The organism is Phormidesmis sp. 146-12 (genome assembly GCF_052939495.1).
In genome coordinates, this window is record NZ_JBJPHS010000077.1 from 13,632 (window position 1) to 32,658 (window position 19,027).

A 19,027-nucleotide genomic window follows, 5' to 3' on the forward strand; every position below is an offset into this window, starting at 1 on the left:
TCAAAGAATTATGGCTTTAGCTATGCAGCGTGTGGATGTTCCGGTGATTGTTGATGAATCCAAATGCTTAGAAAAATGCACTGCCTGCATTGAAGTCTGTCCCTTAGACGTGTTGGTAAAAAACCCCGAAACGGGCAAAGCCTACATGAAATACGACGAGTGCTGGTTTTGTTTGCCCTGCGAGAAAGAATGTCCGACAAACGCCATCACGGTAAAAATCCCATTCTTGTTGCGGTAGAGGAGTGCAAGCATTGATGAATTCTGAACTTGACCCGTGGTTAGAAATGCTGCGATCGCCAGAAGTCAGCGATCGGTTAGTGGCGGTCAAAACGCTTCAGCATTTGGGCGATGAAGAGGCCTTAGAGCCGCTGATTACTGCACTTCAGGATGAAAACTTTGGGGTGCAAAAGTTAGCCGTGACTGCTTTGTGGGAACTTGCAAATCCCAAAGCGGTTCCAGCCCTGGTGGAATGCCTTGTTTCTAGTGATGCAGAAATCCGCGAAGAAGCCTTATCAGCACTCGGTGAACTTATTTCAACTGATCACTTAATGCTGTTGCTAGATGCCTTGCACCGGGACAATGCAAACCTGCAATTGAGTCTTCTAATTCTATTGAGAAAGATTCATGATGCTCAATCGTTGCCGTCTGTTCTACCTTTCTTTGAATCTGAAAATGCTGAACTGCGAGAGGCCGCTGTTACGACGCTCCGATACCTCAACCAGGTAGCCCGCTGTCAACCTGCGATCGCTTTAATGTCTGATCCAATCAATGCAGTTCGCTGTGCTGCTGCCCTCACATTAGGACATCTGGCAGATTCTGAAGTTGTTCCAACACTCTGTCAAGCCTTAACGTCTGACTCAGACTGGCAAGTGCGACGGAATGCTGCAAAATCACTAGCGCTTCATGCGGATGCAGCAGCGGTGCCTGCTTTAGAATCGGCATTGTCTGATGAACATTGGCAAGTCAGAAAATTCACGCTGCAAGCTTTGCAGAAAATACCCGACGATCGCACCTTGCCTGCTTTAATCAAAGCCCTGGCAGATGAGTCTTCAGATGTTCGTCGGGATGCCGCGATCGCGCTGGGCGTTTTGAACAATAAGGCTGCCTTAAATGCGCTCCAGCAAGCCTTGGATGACCCGGATAGAGATGTGTGTATCTATTCACAACGAGCTATCCAGAAAATCCAGGAATCGAGGCAAGAGGCTTCCAATGCCTAGTCATTCGTCACCTTTTCAACAGTCCAACGCATCCTCTGAGCCGAGCGACCCTGATCCCTTGACTGAAGATCGTCAACAAGAAGTTGTTCGATGTCTCAAGCAAGTTCTTGAACCCATTCTAAACACCGATGTCGTCAGCTTAGGGATGGTGCGAAATCTGAGAGTTGTAGACGACTACATCTATCTGCGCCTCTACATTGGAAAGCATCAGCATTCCTTAAAAGACCAGGTACAGTCGAGTTTATCTGCTTTACTGTGGTGTAAGAAAACATACATTCAACTCTGTACAATTCCTGGCGTAAGAACCACGCTGGCAATTTCTAGTGGAAAAGGTGGCGTAGGAAAATCAACTACTGCGGTTAACTTAGCCGCTGCTCTCAGCCTACAAGGTGCCAAGGTCGGCTTACTAGATGCGGATGTCTACGGCCCGAATGTGCCTCAGATGCTCGGCTTGGGACAGACAGACGTTGCGATCGTGGACACGCCAGAGGGTCAGAGATTTTTGCCATTAGAAGCTCACGGCATCAAAGTCATCTCAGTTGGCTTACTCGCTGAACCTGACCATCCGCTTGCTTGGCGAGGCCCTGTCCTTCATAAAATCGTGACTCAATTCATTCACGAAGTCGTCTGGGGAGACTTAGATTATTTGCTGATTGACCTGCCTCCCGGAACTGGAGATGCCCAGATTACGATCGTACAAGAAAGCCCAATTTGCGGCGTGATTCTCGTGACGACCCCTCAGCAAGTTGCCGTATCAGATGTGCGGCGAAGTATTCATCTGTTTCGACAAGTAGGAATACCAGTTCTTGGCATTGTCGAGAATATGAGCTATCTGATCTGTGAGCATTGCGGCAAGCCTACTCCCATCTTTGGTAGCGGCGGAGGGCAGCAGTTAGCAGCAGAACTCAACGCAACGTTGCTGGGTCAAGTTCCCATTGATTCGCAGATCTGCGCGGGGGGTGATCAGGGTCAACCGATTACGATCGCGTTCCCTGAGTCTCCGGTAAGCCAGGTGTTCATGCAGGTTGCGGCTGCTCTCAACGCAACATTTTGCCCTTCCAACTTGTAATTGCCAACTTGTAATTGTTAGATAGCAATCCTATCTGAGTGGTGGCTTACTAACCACCGAATCCTCACCACTCAAATGGGATAGCTATATTTCTGGCTCTAATTGCTACTACACTTGCTGTTTGGGCATTGCTCTCATAATCGCTTCTCCATTAAGAACGGCTAACATATCATCATTGGACTTCCACCAAAACCCGTGCAAAAATCGCTCAAACTCAGAATTGACAGTGGATTTTGGCAAAGACTGAATGACCCTTGGGGTACACCATTCACTGTCGTCTATTCGATCGACCACTAGCCCTAGAGTCTGCCCTTTAGGATGAGGAAAGGTTCCTTTACCCGTGTGAATCTGTAACACAACCACTTCGTAGACTGAGGGATAAGTTGCTTGCTGATACCAGGGTGTGAGTCCGCACAGGTGCCCTAAGTCAACCATCCAGAGAATCTCGCCCCGCCAATTGTGAACCCCCATCACCCAAGCAGGCATATGAGGAATCGGAATAATCTGGGCGATCGGAGTGCTCAACACCTCAGCGATCTGCTGAATAGGCAAAAGGGCTGTTGTCTCAGGCACAATATCAAGCCGCAAAAATTGTTCCTTACGTTCTGAGGAGTCCGCAAGTGTAGAATCCTGCATCAATGCAGAGGGTGACATCGAATCAAAAATAGATAAAGCGTCAGACATTGATTTGCTTTTAGATTGAACTTTTAATCATCTGTTTAACGGTACGTACAAACTCTTCTTGATCAATCGGCTTCGCTAAATAGGCATCTGCTCCTTGCTTCATCCCCCAAAATCTATCCATCTCTCCTCCTTTAGTAGAGCAGATAACAATGGGAATATTGCTGGTATCAGCTTTTGATTTGAGTTCACGACAGACTTCAAATCCACTGCACCCTGGTAATACAACATCAAGAACAACAACGTCAGGCCTTTGCCGATTGACGGCAGCGATCGCTTCTTCCCCACTTTGGGCAACCAGGACATTGATCCCACCCTGCTGTAAGCAATGGATGAAAATCTGCATATCCGTCAAAGAATCTTCAACAACTAGGACAGTACTCATAGTTTCACTCGTGCAAGCGATAAAGGACTGATCGATAAAAACCCTAATGGAGTGGGTGAAGCTCGTTGTGCTCTATTACAAGTACTTGCGAACTATACTTAGCACTGCAAAGGTATCCAGTGGTTTACTGAGAAAGTCTGATGCTCCAGCAAAATTTGACTGAAGACGGTTAACAGCACTGCTGCTGCTAGTCAAAATTACAATAGGTGTATCGCAAAAACCGGAAGTCTTGCGTAATTGTTCACAAATTTCATATCCGTTGATTTGGGGCATTACCAAGTCCAAAAAGATTAAATCTGGTTTGCGAATTAATAAAACTCCGATCGCTCTAAGGGGATTATCTACCCCTACAAACTGATAGTTTGCGGATGTAAGCAGCTTTTCTAAAGTCTGGAGGACTAAAAAACTGTCATCAACACAAGCAATCAGCGGTTTTCGAGAGGTCACAGACAGCGATCGTAGACCAGACCTGCTTTTCGGTTCTGACTTAACTTGCCCGATCGCTGTGACAGGAGCCACTGACATCGGCAGTATCCCAGACTCTCCTTGTCGAAAAAATGGCCCTGGCAAGTCAGCAACCGTCATGAGTACCACCCATTCCAGTTGAAAACAAAGCAAGAGCGAAGAAGTAACCTCCACAACATTACGTTGCGTTTTTACAGCGAGATCACGCAATGTGTTCTGTCCATTTAAGAGGACAACCAGGGTTTGGTAAAACTGTTCTGAACTATTCTTGCGAAGTTGCTTGGGTTGCTTAAGGATAGGGGCCCAGTTGGGAGAATAGTCCACAAGTTTAGCGTCTTGCCAAGCTATCCAGAGTGCTTCAGCGTCCGCGATCGCGCTTTCTACCTCAGTCCAAGAACGTTGTTGAGACAATGCATCATCCTGTATAACTTGATCCACCACATCTACTGCTTGAGCGACATCAAACATCACTTCAGCAGTAGTACAGTCAATCATTTTTGCGGCTTGCTGCTCGGTGATTTTCTTTTGAGTTAGCCATAGCTGTACCAGCGCATACTCCCAACCAACTGGGAAAGTTAGCGCGTTAATACTAGCCAAATCAGAGTGCCACGCTAGTCTGTAATTAGGCACCTTGGGAAAGTAAGTGACTACGTTTCTATTCCACCGTCTTACTAAGTGATTCCCACCCGTTGCATAGATAATTGCCCCTTGAGATAAATAAAAAATCCATTGTTGTCCACTGGCATCCATCTGCACAAGTTGCCCACTGAACTGAGACAGGTGAAGATTTCTGAGAGTTTGAGTATTTTTCAAAGCGGTAAACCTCCATCGGATCGGGAAAACTCACTTTCGCAACTAACGTCAAGTAACATAGTTTCTCTGCGTAAATAATTTGTTAGCAAGCTGTAGAAGACCTAGCAGTTCTGCTAAAACCTCTCTAGAAAGGCTACGGAATCAGTACAGATCCATTAAATATGGTCAAAATTTTATGTTGAGCGACACACCTGAGATTCACAAGAACTGCAATGTTTAAGAGAATAAGTTCCTGATCTCTGGATAAGGTAGGAAGAATGATGGCTCTATTGCTTTGTCTTAATCGCACAAATCGCGCAGATCAAGTCAAGTAGACGTGAATTTGATGAGAGTTTTTTGGTGTTGCTGAATCAGGGGATGAATTGCCCCAAAGCGGAGGGAACCCCAAGGTTCAAAGTCCCCCAAAATTGGGGGATTTAGGGGGCGAAAAGATGGACACTTCTCACAGATTCATCCCTCCAATCAGCAACGCCTTTTTTTGCTTCGTTGTTCACGACCTCTGCCCCCCAACCCCCCAGAATTGGGGGACTTTAAGAGAAGAATTGTGGTTCAAAGTCTCTCACTCGTGAGGGATTTAGAGGGCGTTTCTGGATCTAAAAGCGAAGAGTTCATCGACCTGACGTTAAGTAGGGTAGTTTTCCTTAAAAATTACACCCGCTTTTGGTCACACCCTGAGTCATTTGAATTTCAAAAACGAAAAATTTGTAAATAAAATATCTTGCAGTTCACACCCTGTAAAGTAAATACGGGAAATAAGCTTTGCGACGGCTTTATGTAGACTTATCTGCCTTATGAGATGAAGTAGACGTAATCTCTGTCAGATCATTAGAAGGCATCTTACTTATATTTTCTAGCGATGCACTGTTCGGTCTAATTCACCACTGATGCAAAAATTGGGACAAGAGAAAATTATCAGAACCGCTCTTATCACAGAGATTTGTTTACTATATCACACTACTACGCAAATCTGAAATATACATTGTAGAAATGTAATATATAAGAGGTATCGCTTTGTTCAATAGTTCAGACTGTTCTCATTACTCTCTCATTGCATCTTTTTTCACATTTTTAAGTAATTGGGAAAATTGCGAAAAGCTTTCTCCTCTCTTGAGTTTGGTTGGTCAGTGCGATCGCCATACTCGATTGTCGATCGCTCTCACCTACTACCGACCTCGCTTCTAAACCAGAGGTTTGTGTCTGTGGGAGTAAGCGCGTGGAAAGTACTGCTGGTTGGCAGTTTCTACAGGGTTGAGGCAGCCTTAATGATCGCTCGTTAGAGGTTTGAGCCATTAGAGCGATACATTAAACTTCCGCAAGGACTTAGAGTGTCGTCAGAACGTTTAGAGGTCACACGAATGATGAGTAGCAATGATTCCTCACAATCTGATCAGGAGTGGTTCGATCGTGGGAAAGAGGATGCTTGGGCTGGTAAATCAAAACAGCCTCCAGAGCATGATCCTCAAGCTGCTAGTTTTTATGATCTAGGCTACAGCGAGGGAGAGATTGAACGACCATCGACTAGCAAGCCAACTCCTAATGTAGAACAATCTTGAATCCAGGCGGTGGGTGTCATAGCAGCGATCATGATGGACGATTAGATAAGAGGGTGCTGAAATAGTATCCAGGTGGGTAAGTGCTGATGATGACTAAGCACCTGTCGATGCAGATTGGTTCCTCAATTCTTTGGGTGAGCGATCGAGATGAATTAACAATATGCTGCAATATCCTCACCGCACACATCCGCCAAGTAGCAGAGCGCTCTGAACCGTAACCCAACCAGTTGCTCATAAAACGGATTCAATTTGCACATTGGGGGAATGTGAATTAGCAGCCGACCAAAGCAGTGAATATCGCGCTCAAACGGACATTGGGAAGGAATAAGGCGACAGAAAAAATGAGCTGTCTTAGCGCTGCGGATTTCGATCACGTCGAGTTTTTGAGCAATGGGTTGAAGAAGGGAAGCGATGAATGGTTTGGGAGTAAGGTGCAACATGATTCAGTCTCCTAATGCCTTGATATGAAGTGGTGTTGCTTCGTTGTCTAATGATTTATAGGATTGAGATTGGGAGCTTATGCAGTGATCTCCATCCGTGATGATTCATGCAACACGCTGGAGGGGCAGCAGTGCTATTTTTGTACTCGCGGTTCCTTCAGAGTTTCGCCGCACGTTAAACGCTTGACCCAAATTCAGAATCGTGAACGACGACGCTAACCTCTCTCACTCCAAACGCTAAAAGCCAATGACGCTTTCCTCTCTAAAACAACCTAAATTTAGCAATCGTAAGGTGAAATTTCTCCTTCCCCTCGCGTTCTTGATTTCTCATGCTTCATTTTTCATTTCTTCCTACGCCCCTCTTCCTGCGGTTGCCCAAATCACTGATGTCCGCAAAACCGAGACCGATCGACTGCTTAATCAGGGAGTTCAACAGTATCAGACTAGCCAATTTGAGGCAGCAATCATCTCTTGGCAACAGGCCCTTCAGATGTATCGTGCAATTAAAAATCAGCAAGGTGAGGGCAAAGCACTAGTCAATCTGGGATCTGCTTACTATTCTTTAGGTAACTATACCAAAGCCATCGAGTACTATCAGCAAAGTTTAGCGATCGCCCGCGAAATCAAAGATCGACAAGGTGAGGGGAGAGCACTGGACAATTTGGGAACTGCTTACAATCTAATAGGCAATTATGCCAAAGCGATTGAGTATTCTCAGCAACGGTTAGCGATCGCACGGGAACTCAAAGACCGCCAAGGTGAGGGGAGAGCACTGGGCAATTTGAGAAATGCTTACAGCTCTCTAGGCGACCATACCAAAGCGATTGAGTATGCTCAGCAACGGTTAGCGATTGCGGACGAACTCAAAGACCAGCAAGCTGCGGGCAAGGTACTGGAAGATTTGAGAACTAATTACCGTCCTTCAAGCAACTATTTCTTCAAAGCCGTTGAGACCTATCAGCAATGGTTAGCGATCACACGTAAACTCAGAAGTCGGCAAGGTCAGGGCTTTAAATTGGACAGGTTGGGCACTGCTTACCGTTCTCTAGACAACCCTGACAAAGTGATTGAGTATGCTCAACAAAGTTTAGCAATCGCACGCGAATTCAACGATCGTGAAAGTGAGGGCAATGCACTAAGCAATTTGGGAGTTGCTTACAATTCTCTAGCTAACTACTCCAAAGCGATTGAATACGCTCAAAAAAGGTTAGCGATCGCAAGGGAAATTAAAGACCGTCGAGGTGAGGGCGACGCATTAGGCATTCTGGCAAATACTTACAGTATACTAGGCGACTATTCCAAAGCGATTGAGCATTATCAGCAATGGTTAGTAATCACACGCGAAGTCAAAAACCGTCGAAGTGAGGGCGCGCTGGGCAATCTGGGAAGTGCTTACTCCATGCTAGGCAACTATACCAAAGCGATTGAATACCGTCAGCAATGGTTAGCGATCACCCGCGAAATTAAAAACCGACGAGATGAGGGCATCGCGCTGGGCAGTCTGGGAAATGCTTACTCTATGCTGGGCAACTATTCCAGAAGCATTGAATACCTTCAGCAAGGTTTAGTGATCGCCCGCAAAGTCAAAAACCGGCGGAGTGAGAGTACCACACTAACCGCTCTGGGAACTGTTTACTACTTTCTGGGTGACTATGCAAAAGCGATTGAATACCATCAGCAAAGTTTAGCGATCGCCCACAAAATAAAAGATCGGCGACTTGAGGGCTATGTTCTCAACAGCCTCGGCGACTCTTTCTTGAAACTTGGGAATCTGCCCTCTGCTGAGAAGGCGTTGCTCTCTGCTATCCAAGTGAGGGAATCGATCCGGGGCGATCTGGGCAACAACGATAACAACAAGATCTCTATTTTTGAGCAACAGGCTACGAGTTATCGCGCGCTCCAAGAAGTGTTGATTCGGCAAAACAAAATCACTCCTGCGCTAGAAATTGCTGAACGTGGGCGGGGACGCGCCTTTGTCGAACTCCTAGCACAGCGCTTATCGACAGGTTCTAGCAATGTGTCCTCTGGTGGCTTGACCCTTGCCGCGGCTCCTACCCAAAGCCAAATCAGGCAGATCGCCAAAATGCAGAACGCGACTCTAGTGCAGTACTCCATCATCTATGAGACCATCAAGATTCAAGGAAAGCCATCAACACGAGAATCTGCGCTCTATATCTGGGTGATTCAACCGACAGGCGATATCACTTTCCGACAAGTTGACCTTAAACCCTTATGGCAACGGCACAACACCTCTTTAGCTAAACTAACCATTGAGAAGCAAGAGTTTCTCGCTGTCCGCAGTCGTAGTTCTAACTCTACTAGACCTCAAGCTAATCTACCCACGCTACATCAATTACTCATTGAGCCGATCGCTCCGCTCCTCCCCAAAGACCCCAACGCCCACGTCATCTTCATTCCCCAGGGTGCGCTGTTTCAAGTGCCCTTCCCCGCTCTGCAAGATGATCAAGGAAACTACCTGATTCAAAAACATACGATTCTCACGGCTCCTTCCATTCAAGTGCTGGCACTCACTCGACAACAGCGACAGAAATTAAGCAATCAAAAACCAGGTAGAGCCATAGTGTTGGGCAATCCGACCATGCCCAGTGTTTCTCCTGCGCCCGGAGCACCTGAGCAATCGTTATCTCCCTTACCCGGAGCCGAAACGGAAGCGAAAGCGATCGCCCCCCTCCTCAACACTCAACCCATTATTGGCGCACAAGGAACTAAAGCAGCGATCGTTGCCAAAATGCCTCAAGCCTCAATCATTCACCTCGCGACACATGGACTACTGGATGATGTAAGGGGATTGGAAAGCGCGATCGCTCTAGCTCCCTCTGGCAAAGATAATGGCTTATTGAGCGCAGAAGAAATCTTGGACATGAGACTAAAAGCGAACCTGGTTGTTTTGAGTGCCTGCAACACTGCACAAGGAAGAACCACAGGGGACGGCATCATTGGGCTATCGCGTGCCTTTATCTCAGCCGGGGTGCCCAGTGTGATTGTTTCCTTGTGGTCAGTTCCCGATGCCCCCACTGCGGAACTAATGCAGTCGTTTTACCAAAACTTGCAAAAGAACCCAGATAAAGCCCAGGCACTCCGGCAGGCAATGTTAACGACGATGAAAACCCATCCCCAGCCGCGAGATTGGGCAGCCTTCACATTGATAGGAGAAGCGGAGTAGCGTTGTAGAAACTGCGATTGGTGAATCAAGTTGCATCTTCCCGCAATCGATATTGCACTCTCTCATTCATCAGATTTGCGGGTGTGCTGCGTGAATACTCAACATAATTTGCTTACCATCTTGATTAAGAGCCATTAAGAGCCACTCCCGTTTCTCCACTTACTTATCTCCACTTACTTAAAGGTAAAGAAGCAATTTTGTCGGTTAGTTCACCTCCCTGTACTTTGTTCTGATAACCACGTGACCAAAAGCACTTGCGAAGCTAACATCAATTCCCAGACATGCATGCAGAAGTCTAATTTACAAAACGCTCAACATAGACTTTAAAGGTTCATCAACAAGTGAAACGATCGCTAACCTGCAAGGGACGAAATCAATGCAATTCTACAAAGCCAAAGCTTGGGGGTTTCAGATTATTGGATTGCTACTGTTAAACACTTTCACTGCTAATTCTATTAATGCACAGCCCACTCAAACCGGACTTAAATTTAGAGACTCTCCAGCATTAAACGTGGGGGTACTCTATTCTCTACGGGTTACAGCAACTTACCAAGTTGATTCGGGCCAGTGTCACGGGCCAGTCTACTTATCTAAGCCTCAGACCTACACCCGCAACTACACCGACGAACCAGCAAGTCGCGCTGTCTTTATCTCAAAAACGATGCCTGCTCCAGGTTTGCGTGTTGTCATCCGAAATATCACACCGGGCATCGACCAGAATCCGTCTCCCTATACCGATCGAGAGTATGACAAAGCACCCACATCTGAAGGATTCAAAGTCAATGTTGGAGTTGCTCATAGTGGCAGATATCTCGCTGTTCGAGAAGGTAAAAACGATTTCTCCTATGAAATCAAACGTGCTAACAGCGTGATTGAATCGGGTTCATTCACGGCGACGATTCAGCGCCAAACCAAAGCAATCACGCGCGACGAAACGATGGCTTCTTCGTCTAGAGATAAAGATGCAGAATGTCGTCGAACTTATGATGAAGAGAATAAACGCGATCGCAAGCGTCATTAATTTGATCAATGGTCATCTACTATAGTTTCTAGTTGCTCCATTCTTTAGATAACAGAACAACACCTTTACAGCGTTGCAAGAAATAAAATTAATGAATAACACCGATCGCCAATACTTGTCTTTGCTATCGCTTTCTAACTATGTATTGGGAGGCATTCATCTATCTCTAACAATTGTGTCGCTTTCATTCTTTTTCCAGACTTGGCGCTTTATCTCCCTGTATGATTCACAGGTTCGCCACGCTGTACCTTTTTTGTCCGGAGGTCTTCTTTTGAGTTACGGACTTACTCTTCTGTTTGTTGGACTCACCTATTCTTTGTTGACGATTGCTTCAGGACGATGTTTGGCAAGACGAAAAGGCTATGGATTTAGCTTTACGATCGCTTGTCTTCAATGCATTTCCATCCCCTTGGGAACCATCTTGGGAATCGTAACGATTAATATCCTCCTAAGAGACTCTGTCAGACTGCTCTACCAATCAAATCAACGGTGAGCTGCGAGTGAATCGCCTCAGACAAATTGAAGCAACCCTTGCAGTATCTGTGGAGCAGCGCGATCAAAAACCACAACCTCGCTGATTCCTTCGCCCCAAACTCTAAAATTTGATGAATCCCTTATTAAAGCTGCTCAAATCCAACGATCGTAGAGTGCGATTGCCTCTGGCAACTGCGAAGCACCCGCGCTTCTTCTTTCCCCTCGCCCTTTGCCTGTTGTCTGTTGCCTTTTACATTCCCCCCCACGCCCCACGTTTAGCGATCGCTCAAACGATCGATTCTCAAAGGGTAGAAGCCAATCAACTGTACGATCGAGGCAGACAGCAGCAGCAATCCCATCAGTATCAAGCAGCAATTCAGTCTTACAATCAGGCACTAGCAATCTATCGCGCTATCAGGAGCCGTCGAGATGAACTCGCCACACTGGGTTATTTGGGACTGGTTCATCTTGAATTAAGCAACTATGACCAATCAATTGAGTACACACAGCAGGCGTTAGCGATCGCACGGGAAACACAAGACCCAGAAAATGAAGCCAACGCACTGCTTCATCTAGGTATCACATACCGCCTGCTAGGCAACTATGCTAAAGCGATTGAGTATACACAGCAGGGTTTGGCAATTGTGCGGGAAAGGAAAGACCGTCACAAAGAAGGTGTCGTATTGGGTAATTTGAGCATTGCTTATACGTATATTGGCGACTATGACCGAGCATTTGAGTATGCACAGCAAGGATTGAAGATCGCACAGAAACTTCAAGACCGCGAAGGTGAAGGGGCAGCATTGAGTCATGTGGGAGTCCTTTACTCGTTTGCAGGTAGATATAGCCAAGCAATTGAATACCTACAGCAAAGCTTAGCGATCGCCCGCGAACTTAAAAACCGTCGAACTGAAAGCAGAGCATTGGGCAATTTAGGAGTTGCTTATAAAGGTTTAGGCAAATACGCTCAGGTGATTCAGTATACACAGCAGTGGTTAGCGATCGCCCGCGAAATTCAAGATCGTCAAGGTGAAGCAATAGCACTGAGGAGTCTGGGAGATGCTTACTTTTCCTCAGGCAACTACACCAAGACAATCGAGTATATGCAACAAAGTTTAGTGCTTGCACGGGAAATTCACGATCGTCAAGGAGAGGGTATGGCGCTCAACAACCTCGGAGCGGCTTTGCTAGAAGTTGACAATTTACCCGAAGCTGAAAAAATGCTCCTGAATGGCATTCAAGTTTGGGAATCAATGCGGCAGACATTCGACGCTAACGATACTAATAAAGTCCTGCTTTTTGAAGGACAAGCCCGCACTTATCGAACTCTACAACAAGTCCGAGTCGCACAGAATCAACCGAGCGCCGCGTTAGAAATTGCCGAGCGGGGGCGTGCCCGTGCTTTTGTCGATCTTCTGACCCAGCGATTATCTCCTAGTTCTGGCAACAGAGCGATCGCGACTGCTCCCAACCAATCCCAAATTCGTCAAATCGCGAAAGCACAAAACGCTGCCTTAGTTCAGTACTCGATTATCTATGATAATTTTCAAATTGAGAGCAAAGACGCATGGCGAGAATCAGCGCTTTATATTTGGGTGATTTCACCCACGGGTGAAATCACCTTCCGTCAAGTTGATCTAAAACCTCTCTGGCAACAACACAAAATTTCTCTAGCTGACCTGATCGTTGGCAATCAAGAATTTTTTGCGGTTCGGAGTCGCAGCGCTTTCTCTACCCATTCCCAACCCAATTTACCTACACTACATCAATTGCTGATAGATCCGATCGCTACCCTCCTCCCAAAAGACCCCAACGCTCACGTCATTTTCATTCCGCAAGGCTCACTCTTTCAAGTCCCCTTTCCCGCGCTCCAAGATAGTAACGGGACTTACTTAATCCAAAAACACACGATTCGCACGGCTCCCTCGATTCAAGTACTAGCATTAACCCGACAACAACAACAGAAGTTAGTTACTCAGCGATCTAACAATAGGAAAGCTCTCGTATTGGGCAATCCCACCATGCCCCAGGTTTCTCTGTCGCCCGGAGAACCAAAGCAGCAATTATCACCCCTACCCGGAGCCGAAATCGAAGCTAAAGCGATCGCTTCCCTCCTCACCACTCAACCGATTATTGGCGCACAAGGGACGGAAGCAGCGATCGTTGCAAAAATGCCCCAAGCCTCAATCATTCATCTCGCTACTCATGGACTACTGGATGATGTAAGGGGATTGGAAAGCGCGATCGCTCTAGCACCTTCTGGTAACGATGATGGACTACTGACCGCAGAAGAAATCTTGAACATGAAACTACAAGCAGATTTAGTGGTCTTGAGTGCTTGCAATACGGCACAGGGCAGAACAACCGGAGATGGGATTATTGGCTTGTCGCGATCGCTCATTTCAGCAGGTGTACCCAGTGTGGTCGTCTCCCTGTGGGCAGTTCCCGATGCGCCGACCGCCGAATTGATGCAGGCATTTTATCAAAACCTTCAGAAGAATCCAGATAAAGCACAAGCCCTTCGACAGGCAATGTTAGCAACAATGAGAACCCATTCCAAACCGCGAGATTGGGCAGCCTTCACGCTGATTGGCGAGGCAGAGTAAGGGCGATCGCGTCAGGACGATGCTTAAAAAAGTGAAAAGGATATGAATTTAGTTTTACTGTGGCTTGTCTTCAATGTATCTCCATCCCCTTTAGAACCATAATGGGAATTGTGACTATATGCACCTCACTCAGATTACTGCTCGTTTCCTACTGATGACGGCTCTGCTCAGTGCGTTACCCGACGCTGCACGATTGAACACTCCGCGTGTTCTCGCGCAATCCTCCGCGAACGATCCGATACAGACACAGGCAGCGCAGTTAGTCCAACAAGGGAGACAACTCTACCGCAGTTCACGATTTACTGAAGCGCTAACTGTGTATCAGCAGGCATTGAGGCTGTATCAGCAGATGGGCGATCGAGCGAATGAAGGCATTACGCTCACCACCATTGGGCAAGTTTATGACAGATCTGGGCAATATGCAGAGGCATTACAGTTTCATCACTCAGCACTGAAGATAGCGCAGGAAGAGCATAATCAGTTGCTGGCAGGTACTACGCTCAATAACATTGGACTGATCTACATACACTTGGGGCAGTATGCGGAAGCGTTGCAGTCTTATCAAGGAGCACTAAAAATTGCTCAAGAAATGCACGATCGATCAGGAGAGAGGTACGCTCTCGTCTTTATTGGCGTAGTCTACAACGTATCAGGACAGTATGCGAAGGCATTAGAGTCTTATCAGCAGGCTTTGAAAATCGCTCAAGAAATGCGTGATCAAGTAGCAGAAGGTAGCACGCTCACCCACCTTGGATCAATCTATGGCAGCTTAGGGCAGTATGCGGAGGCATTAGAGTCTTATCAACTGGCTTTAAAAATTTGGCAAGAAGTCGGTGATCGTGCGAATCAAGGTCGAACTTTCAACAACATTGGATCGATCTACAGTAAGTCAGGGCAGTATGCGAAAGCGTTAGAGTTCTATCAGCAGGCTTTGAAAATTGCTCGAGGAATACACGATCGAACAGAAGAAGGGCGTGCACTCGGCAATATTGGATCGATCTATCTAGATTTAGGGCAGTACGCGAAGGCGTTGGATCTCTTTCAACAGACTTTGAAAATTTGGCAAGAAGTCGGCGATCGCCCTGGGGAAAGCACCACATTACATGCTCTTGGAGCGGTCTATCTAACATTAGGGCAATATCCGAAGGCAATGTCAGCTTTTCAACAGTCACTGAAGTTGCGTCAAGAGATGGGCAATCGAGCAGGGGAAGGCAGCGCGCTCAACGCTATCGGAACTATCTATAAATTTTTAGGCCAACCTGCAAACGCGCTAAAGCATCATCAGCAGGCATTGAAAATTTATCAAGCAATTGGCGAGCGGTTTTCTGAAGGTTCAACACTGAGAAACATTGGAGGACACTACGCACACTTGAAACGATATACAAAGGCGCTGGAGTACTATCAGCAGGCGCGGAACGTGTATCGAGATATGCCGGAGCCAATTGAGGAAAGCAGAACGCTCAGAGAAATTGGAGCAACTTATCGTGAGTGGGGACAACTTGAAAAAGCGTTGGATGCTTATCAGCAAGCGTTGAAGATTTTCCAGGCAATAGGAGATCCAGCAGGAGAAAGCAATGTGCTTGAAGATATTGGAGAAATTTACAGGATCTCTGAGCAATATGCGGAAGCACTGAAATATTATCAGCAAGCATTCAAGATTCATCAAATGACAGGTAATCGAGCAAGCGAAAGTGCTGCACTCACGAACATTGGAAAGAGCTACACAGAGTTAGGACAACTTGAGAAGGCAATGCAGTCCTATCAGCAGGCATTAAAATGGTCACAAGAGGCAGGCGATCGATCACAAGAAAGCAACGTACTTAATGCGATTGGAAGACACTACGCTAGTTTGGGTCGATATGCGAAAGCACTGGAGTATTATCAGCAGTCACTGAAGATGACTCAAATCTTGGGTCAGCGTGAGATGAAAGCTCACAGGCTGACCACCATTGGACTTGCGTTTCTTTCTTTAGAAAAATACAGTGCAGCAGAACAGCCTCTATACCAATCGATTTCAATTTTTGAGCAGCTTCGACCCGGATTGCAGGATCGAGATAAAATTGCCCTCAACGATTTTAACAAGACCTCTTACCAAGCGTTACAACATGCATTAGTGGCTCAAAATAAAATTGCGTCTGCTTTAGAAGTGTCGGAACGAGGTCGCACTCGTGCTTTTGTCGAACTCCTTGCTACTCGTCTGGCAAGCAGTCCCAACGACTCCCAAACCATTCAACAGTTAAGTCAACCGATCTCGCTGGCTCAAATCCAGCAAGTTGCCCAACGGCAAAACGCCACGCTAGTGGAATATTCGGTGATAGGTAATAACAGTCTGTATATCTGGGTAGTTCGTCCCACTGGGCAGATTGAGTTTCGCAAAACTGGGTACACATCTTCAACCACAAAACTACAAGAGTTGGTGTCTGTCACTCATGATGTTTTACGGCGAGGCGTTCGTCGCTCTGGAACAACATCCACTCCAGCGTCCTCAGGAAACAATACTCGCCTGAATCAGTTTGGAGCCGACCAACTCAGAACCTTACATCAATTGCTGATTGAGCCGATCGCTGACTTATTACCCAAAAATCCCAGCGATCGCGTCATCTTCATTCCGCACAACGAACTGTTATTGGTGCCTTTTCCCGCCTTACTAAATGAAAAAGGCACCTATCTGATTGAACAGCACACCCTGCTGACAGCACCCTCAATTCAAGTCCTGAGTTTTACTAACCAGAACCAACAACAACTTAACCGTACTTCAAATCGCACTGCTTTAGTGGTTGGCAATCCTACACTGCCCAAACTGTTGGAGGGTCTTGCCCCTTTACCCGCAGCCGAACAAGAAGCCCGTACTGTCGTGCAGTTGCTCAAAAACACACCAATGATTGGGGCTGCTGCGAATAAATCAGCAGTCCTCAACCAGATGCCGCAAGCACGGTTTATTCATCTCGCGACGCATGGCTTATTGACCCCCAACGATGGCAATACACCAGGCGCGATCGTGCTTGCCCCTAATCACCCCAACCAGGTCAACGATGGCCTACTCACCCCGACTGAAATCCTTAGCATGAAGCTCAATGCGGAGCTAGTGGTGTTAAGTGCCTGTGATACCGCTCAAGGTGATGTGACAAGCGATGGCATTATCGGATTATCGCGATCGCTCATTGCAGCAGGCGTACCCAGTGTGATTGTTTCCCTTTGGGCAGTGCCCGATGCGCCAACAGCGGAGCTAATGCAGACGTTTTATAAAAACTTGCAGGAACAACCCGACAAAGCGCAGGCACTCCGACAGGCAATGCTAACCACGATGAAAACTCATCCGCAACCGCGAAATTGGGCAGCATTTACGTTGATTGGGGAAGCAGAGTAAGGGCGATCGATTGAGGCAAATTGAAGCGATCGGGTTAGTTTGGGTGTTGCAGTAAAGTTGACAATTGTAACTAATGAGAAAACTATGAAAATCTTAGTAGATACACCAACTAAATTAGTTATTAGAATTTGTGACATTGAATACTCAAAACCTGGAAAAATAATTAATCTTGCTTCTCTCATAGCACTTACAATTATCTTTTTTTATCTATTCAGCATTGCTCAGGGGCATATTCTAGCCGCTCTATTGATTACTTTGTGTGTGGGCAGTCCCATCTTTTTAATCAATTGCCTTTGGCTAGGCAGACAAAATAAGTTCTTCACATTCGATAAGAGACTCGAAAAATTGGTGATAGAGCAACAAAGTTGTTTTGTATTTAGAGTGACGTGTGCGTTAGGACTATTTCTAATCATCTTTTTTATACTAAGTTACTCAAATAAAATAAGATATACGAATATTTCTGATGTTGTCAGCATTTTCGTTAATACTTTGACGTTAGGTTTTCTGGCTTCGATTCTGCTTTATTGGTTCAGCGCAATATTTCTTAGTGAGCTAATAACAAAATTAATCAAGCGGCAGTATATTTTTGCATCTAAAGTCAAGGTGAGTGAGTATTGGCTGCGTCACATCAAGGATGTAAAAGCTCAGTGTTCAAGAACCGTGGGCATGTATGGAATTGTTTCTGAACACTGTCAAATTATATTGACAGGTGTGCTGCACGTTGAGATGGAAGATGACTACGATGAGCAGTGTAGTGAGCAGTCAGCGCAACACCTAGTTGATCGTATTAAAGTTTTCTTGGCTAACTAGTACAACTCCCCACATCATGATTAAGCCATCTGTTAGAACTATTGAGAACAGTGCAAGATTTGAGTTAACCATCTAGATATTGACAACCATTGCACTTTCCCGCAATCAAAATTGCACCTCTCTCTTCATCTAGTCTGTGGGTCAAACGAATGAAGTTTCTATATAGATTGCTTAAGATTTAAGCCAAGAACGATTTGAGCCATAAGATAGTCTGGCGCTACTGATACAAGGTGAAGCTGATGAAACTACAAAAAGCAACCCTGCCAAGTAAAGCAAAATGGGCCTCTAAAGTCATTGGAGTATCACTGTTAAGTGTTCCACTGATGGTTGATTTTACCCAAGCCCAAGCCCGATCGCCCGCTCTTCAAATCGGATTCAAATTTCAAGCATCTCAGCAATTAAATGTAGGTACAATCATGACTTTATCGGTCACTGAAGCTTACACAGTAGACTCCGGCAGGTGTCACGGGCCGTTCTACTACTCCAATTTTCAGACTCGCACCCGTCGATACACAGAGGAAACCGGACGAGCAGAATTTATATCCAATACGATGCTACCTGCTCCAGGCTTGCGCGTTGTGATCCGCAATGTTACTCCTGGGATTGATCAAAACCCGCCTCCCTATACCGATCGTGAATACGACAAAGCCTCAACATCCGAAGGATTTAGAGTGTCTTTTGGCACAAGTCACAGCGGTAGACATTTAGCAGTGCAACCTGGAAAGAACGACTTTTCCTATGAGATCAAACGCGGTAACACCGTCCTTGAGTCTGGTACTTTCATCGCCAGCATTGACCACCAAACCAAAAGTGTAGAGCGCGGTAGTACTTCTCGTCCGTATTCTTTTAGCATTGGCAAAACTGATGAGGATCGGCAATGTGAACGGGAATACAGCATTTTTCAAGTAGATGTAGTACGATTAACTAGTCAGTGTCAGTAGA

At 46.2% G+C, this 19,027-nt stretch carries 14 protein-coding genes; 10 read left to right on the forward strand and 4 right to left on the reverse strand.

Annotated elements, in window-relative coordinates; genetic code table 11:
* The first annotated feature begins 10 nt into the window (after positions 1-10).
* From ACKFKF_RS25275 to ACKFKF_RS25285, 3 genes are read left to right on the forward strand one after another with little or no spacing between them, the layout of a single operon-like run.
* Complete coding sequence (locus tag ACKFKF_RS25275) at positions 11-238, forward strand: 4Fe-4S dicluster domain-containing protein (RefSeq protein ID WP_446859947.1); 228 nt, start codon at positions 11-13, stop codon at positions 236-238.
* A 16-nt stretch (positions 239-254) separates the two neighbouring features.
* Positions 255-1,217 (forward strand): HEAT repeat domain-containing protein, encoded by a 963-nt coding sequence (locus ACKFKF_RS25280; RefSeq protein ID WP_446870210.1) that lies wholly within the window; start codon positions 255-257, stop codon positions 1,215-1,217.
* Entirely contained in the window at positions 1,210-2,286 is a 1,077-nt protein-coding gene (locus ACKFKF_RS25285; protein WP_446870211.1) for an Mrp/NBP35 family ATP-binding protein, read from the forward strand. The genes ACKFKF_RS25280 and ACKFKF_RS25285 overlap by 8 nt, the downstream gene beginning before the upstream one ends.
* A 108-nt stretch (positions 2,287-2,394) precedes the next feature.
* Here the strand turns inward: ACKFKF_RS25285 and ACKFKF_RS25290 are convergent, their stop codons facing one another.
* The 3 genes from ACKFKF_RS25290 to ACKFKF_RS25300 form a co-directional block, all read right to left on the reverse strand.
* On the reverse strand, positions 2,395-2,970 hold the full coding sequence (locus ACKFKF_RS25290) for a chemotaxis protein CheW (protein ID WP_446870212.1): 576 nt from the start codon (positions 2,968-2,970) through the stop codon (positions 2,395-2,397).
* Between the two features lie 10 nt (positions 2,971-2,980).
* Positions 2,981-3,352: a response regulator transcription factor gene (locus ACKFKF_RS25295; RefSeq protein ID WP_446870213.1), complete on the reverse strand. Its 372-nt coding sequence runs from the start codon at positions 3,350-3,352 to the stop codon at positions 2,981-2,983.
* A 75-nt stretch (positions 3,353-3,427) separates the two neighbouring features.
* Positions 3,428-4,630 (reverse strand): response regulator, encoded by a 1,203-nt coding sequence (locus ACKFKF_RS25300; RefSeq protein ID WP_446870214.1) that lies wholly within the window; start codon positions 4,628-4,630, stop codon positions 3,428-3,430.
* Positions 4,631-5,985: 1,355 nt separating this feature from the next.
* Here ACKFKF_RS25300 and ACKFKF_RS25305 point away from each other — a divergent pair.
* A complete protein-coding gene (locus tag ACKFKF_RS25305) occupies positions 5,986-6,183 on the forward strand; it encodes a hypothetical protein (protein WP_446859941.1) in 198 nt (65 codons plus the stop codon).
* A gap of 152 nt (positions 6,184-6,335) precedes the next feature.
* Here the strand turns inward: ACKFKF_RS25305 and ACKFKF_RS25310 are convergent, their stop codons facing one another.
* Positions 6,336-6,623: a Mo-dependent nitrogenase C-terminal domain-containing protein gene (locus ACKFKF_RS25310; protein ID WP_446859940.1), complete on the reverse strand. Its 288-nt coding sequence runs from the start codon at positions 6,621-6,623 to the stop codon at positions 6,336-6,338.
* A gap of 247 nt (positions 6,624-6,870) precedes the next feature.
* Between ACKFKF_RS25310 and ACKFKF_RS25315 the strand changes: the two genes are divergently transcribed.
* The 6 genes from ACKFKF_RS25315 to ACKFKF_RS25340 all read left to right on the forward strand — a co-directional run bounded on the left by ACKFKF_RS25315 (position 6,871) and on the right by ACKFKF_RS25340 (position 19,026).
* Positions 6,871-9,807, forward strand: a complete 2,937-nt coding sequence (locus tag ACKFKF_RS25315) for a CHAT domain-containing tetratricopeptide repeat protein (RefSeq protein ID WP_446870215.1) — start codon at positions 6,871-6,873, stop codon at positions 9,805-9,807.
* Positions 9,808-10,183: 376 nt separating this feature from the next.
* Entirely contained in the window at positions 10,184-10,828 is a 645-nt protein-coding gene (locus ACKFKF_RS25320; RefSeq protein ID WP_446870216.1) for a hypothetical protein, read from the forward strand.
* Between the two features lie 605 nt (positions 10,829-11,433).
* Positions 11,434-13,908: a CHAT domain-containing protein gene (locus ACKFKF_RS25325; RefSeq protein ID WP_446870217.1), complete on the forward strand. Its 2,475-nt coding sequence runs from the start codon at positions 11,434-11,436 to the stop codon at positions 13,906-13,908.
* A 118-nt stretch (positions 13,909-14,026) separates the two neighbouring features.
* Positions 14,027-17,275, forward strand: a complete 3,249-nt coding sequence (locus tag ACKFKF_RS25330) for a CHAT domain-containing tetratricopeptide repeat protein (RefSeq protein ID WP_446870218.1) — start codon at positions 14,027-14,029, stop codon at positions 17,273-17,275.
* Positions 17,276-17,359: 84 nt separating this feature from the next.
* Complete coding sequence (locus tag ACKFKF_RS25335) at positions 17,360-18,085, forward strand: hypothetical protein (RefSeq protein WP_446870219.1); 726 nt, start codon at positions 17,360-17,362, stop codon at positions 18,083-18,085.
* Between the two features lie 239 nt (positions 18,086-18,324).
* On the forward strand, positions 18,325-19,026 hold the full coding sequence (locus tag ACKFKF_RS25340) for a hypothetical protein (protein ID WP_446870220.1): 702 nt from the start codon (positions 18,325-18,327) through the stop codon (positions 19,024-19,026).
* Position 19,027 lies beyond the last annotated feature (1 nt).

Bases quoted from the DNA above. Each gene is read 5' to 3' on its own strand.
- ACKFKF_RS25295 (WP_446870213.1), bottom strand. From the start codon at position 3,352: ATGAGTACTGTCCTAGTTGTTGAAGATTCTTTGACGGATATGCAGATT.
- ACKFKF_RS25335 (WP_446870219.1), top strand. From the start codon at position 17,360: ATGAAAATCTTAGTAGATACACCAACTAAATTAGTTATTAGAATTTGT.
- ACKFKF_RS25310 (WP_446859940.1), bottom strand. From the start codon at position 6,623: ATGTTGCACCTTACTCCCAAACCATTCATCGCTTCCCTTCTTCAACCC.
- ACKFKF_RS25315 (WP_446870215.1), top strand. From the start codon at position 6,871: ATGACGCTTTCCTCTCTAAAACAACCTAAATTTAGCAATCGTAAGGTG.
- ACKFKF_RS25305 (WP_446859941.1), top strand. From the start codon at position 5,986: ATGATGAGTAGCAATGATTCCTCACAATCTGATCAGGAGTGGTTCGAT.
- ACKFKF_RS25280 (WP_446870210.1), top strand. From the start codon at position 255: ATGAATTCTGAACTTGACCCGTGGTTAGAAATGCTGCGATCGCCAGAA.
- ACKFKF_RS25275 (WP_446859947.1), top strand. From the start codon at position 11: ATGGCTTTAGCTATGCAGCGTGTGGATGTTCCGGTGATTGTTGATGAA.
- ACKFKF_RS25320 (WP_446870216.1), top strand. From the start codon at position 10,184: ATGCAATTCTACAAAGCCAAAGCTTGGGGGTTTCAGATTATTGGATTG.
- ACKFKF_RS25330 (WP_446870218.1), top strand. From the start codon at position 14,027: ATGCACCTCACTCAGATTACTGCTCGTTTCCTACTGATGACGGCTCTG.
- ACKFKF_RS25325 (WP_446870217.1), top strand. From the start codon at position 11,434: ATGAATCCCTTATTAAAGCTGCTCAAATCCAACGATCGTAGAGTGCGA.
- ACKFKF_RS25340 (WP_446870220.1), top strand. From the start codon at position 18,325: ATGAAACTACAAAAAGCAACCCTGCCAAGTAAAGCAAAATGGGCCTCT.
- ACKFKF_RS25285 (WP_446870211.1), top strand. From the start codon at position 1,210: ATGCCTAGTCATTCGTCACCTTTTCAACAGTCCAACGCATCCTCTGAG.
- ACKFKF_RS25290 (WP_446870212.1), bottom strand. From the start codon at position 2,970: ATGTCTGACGCTTTATCTATTTTTGATTCGATGTCACCCTCTGCATTG.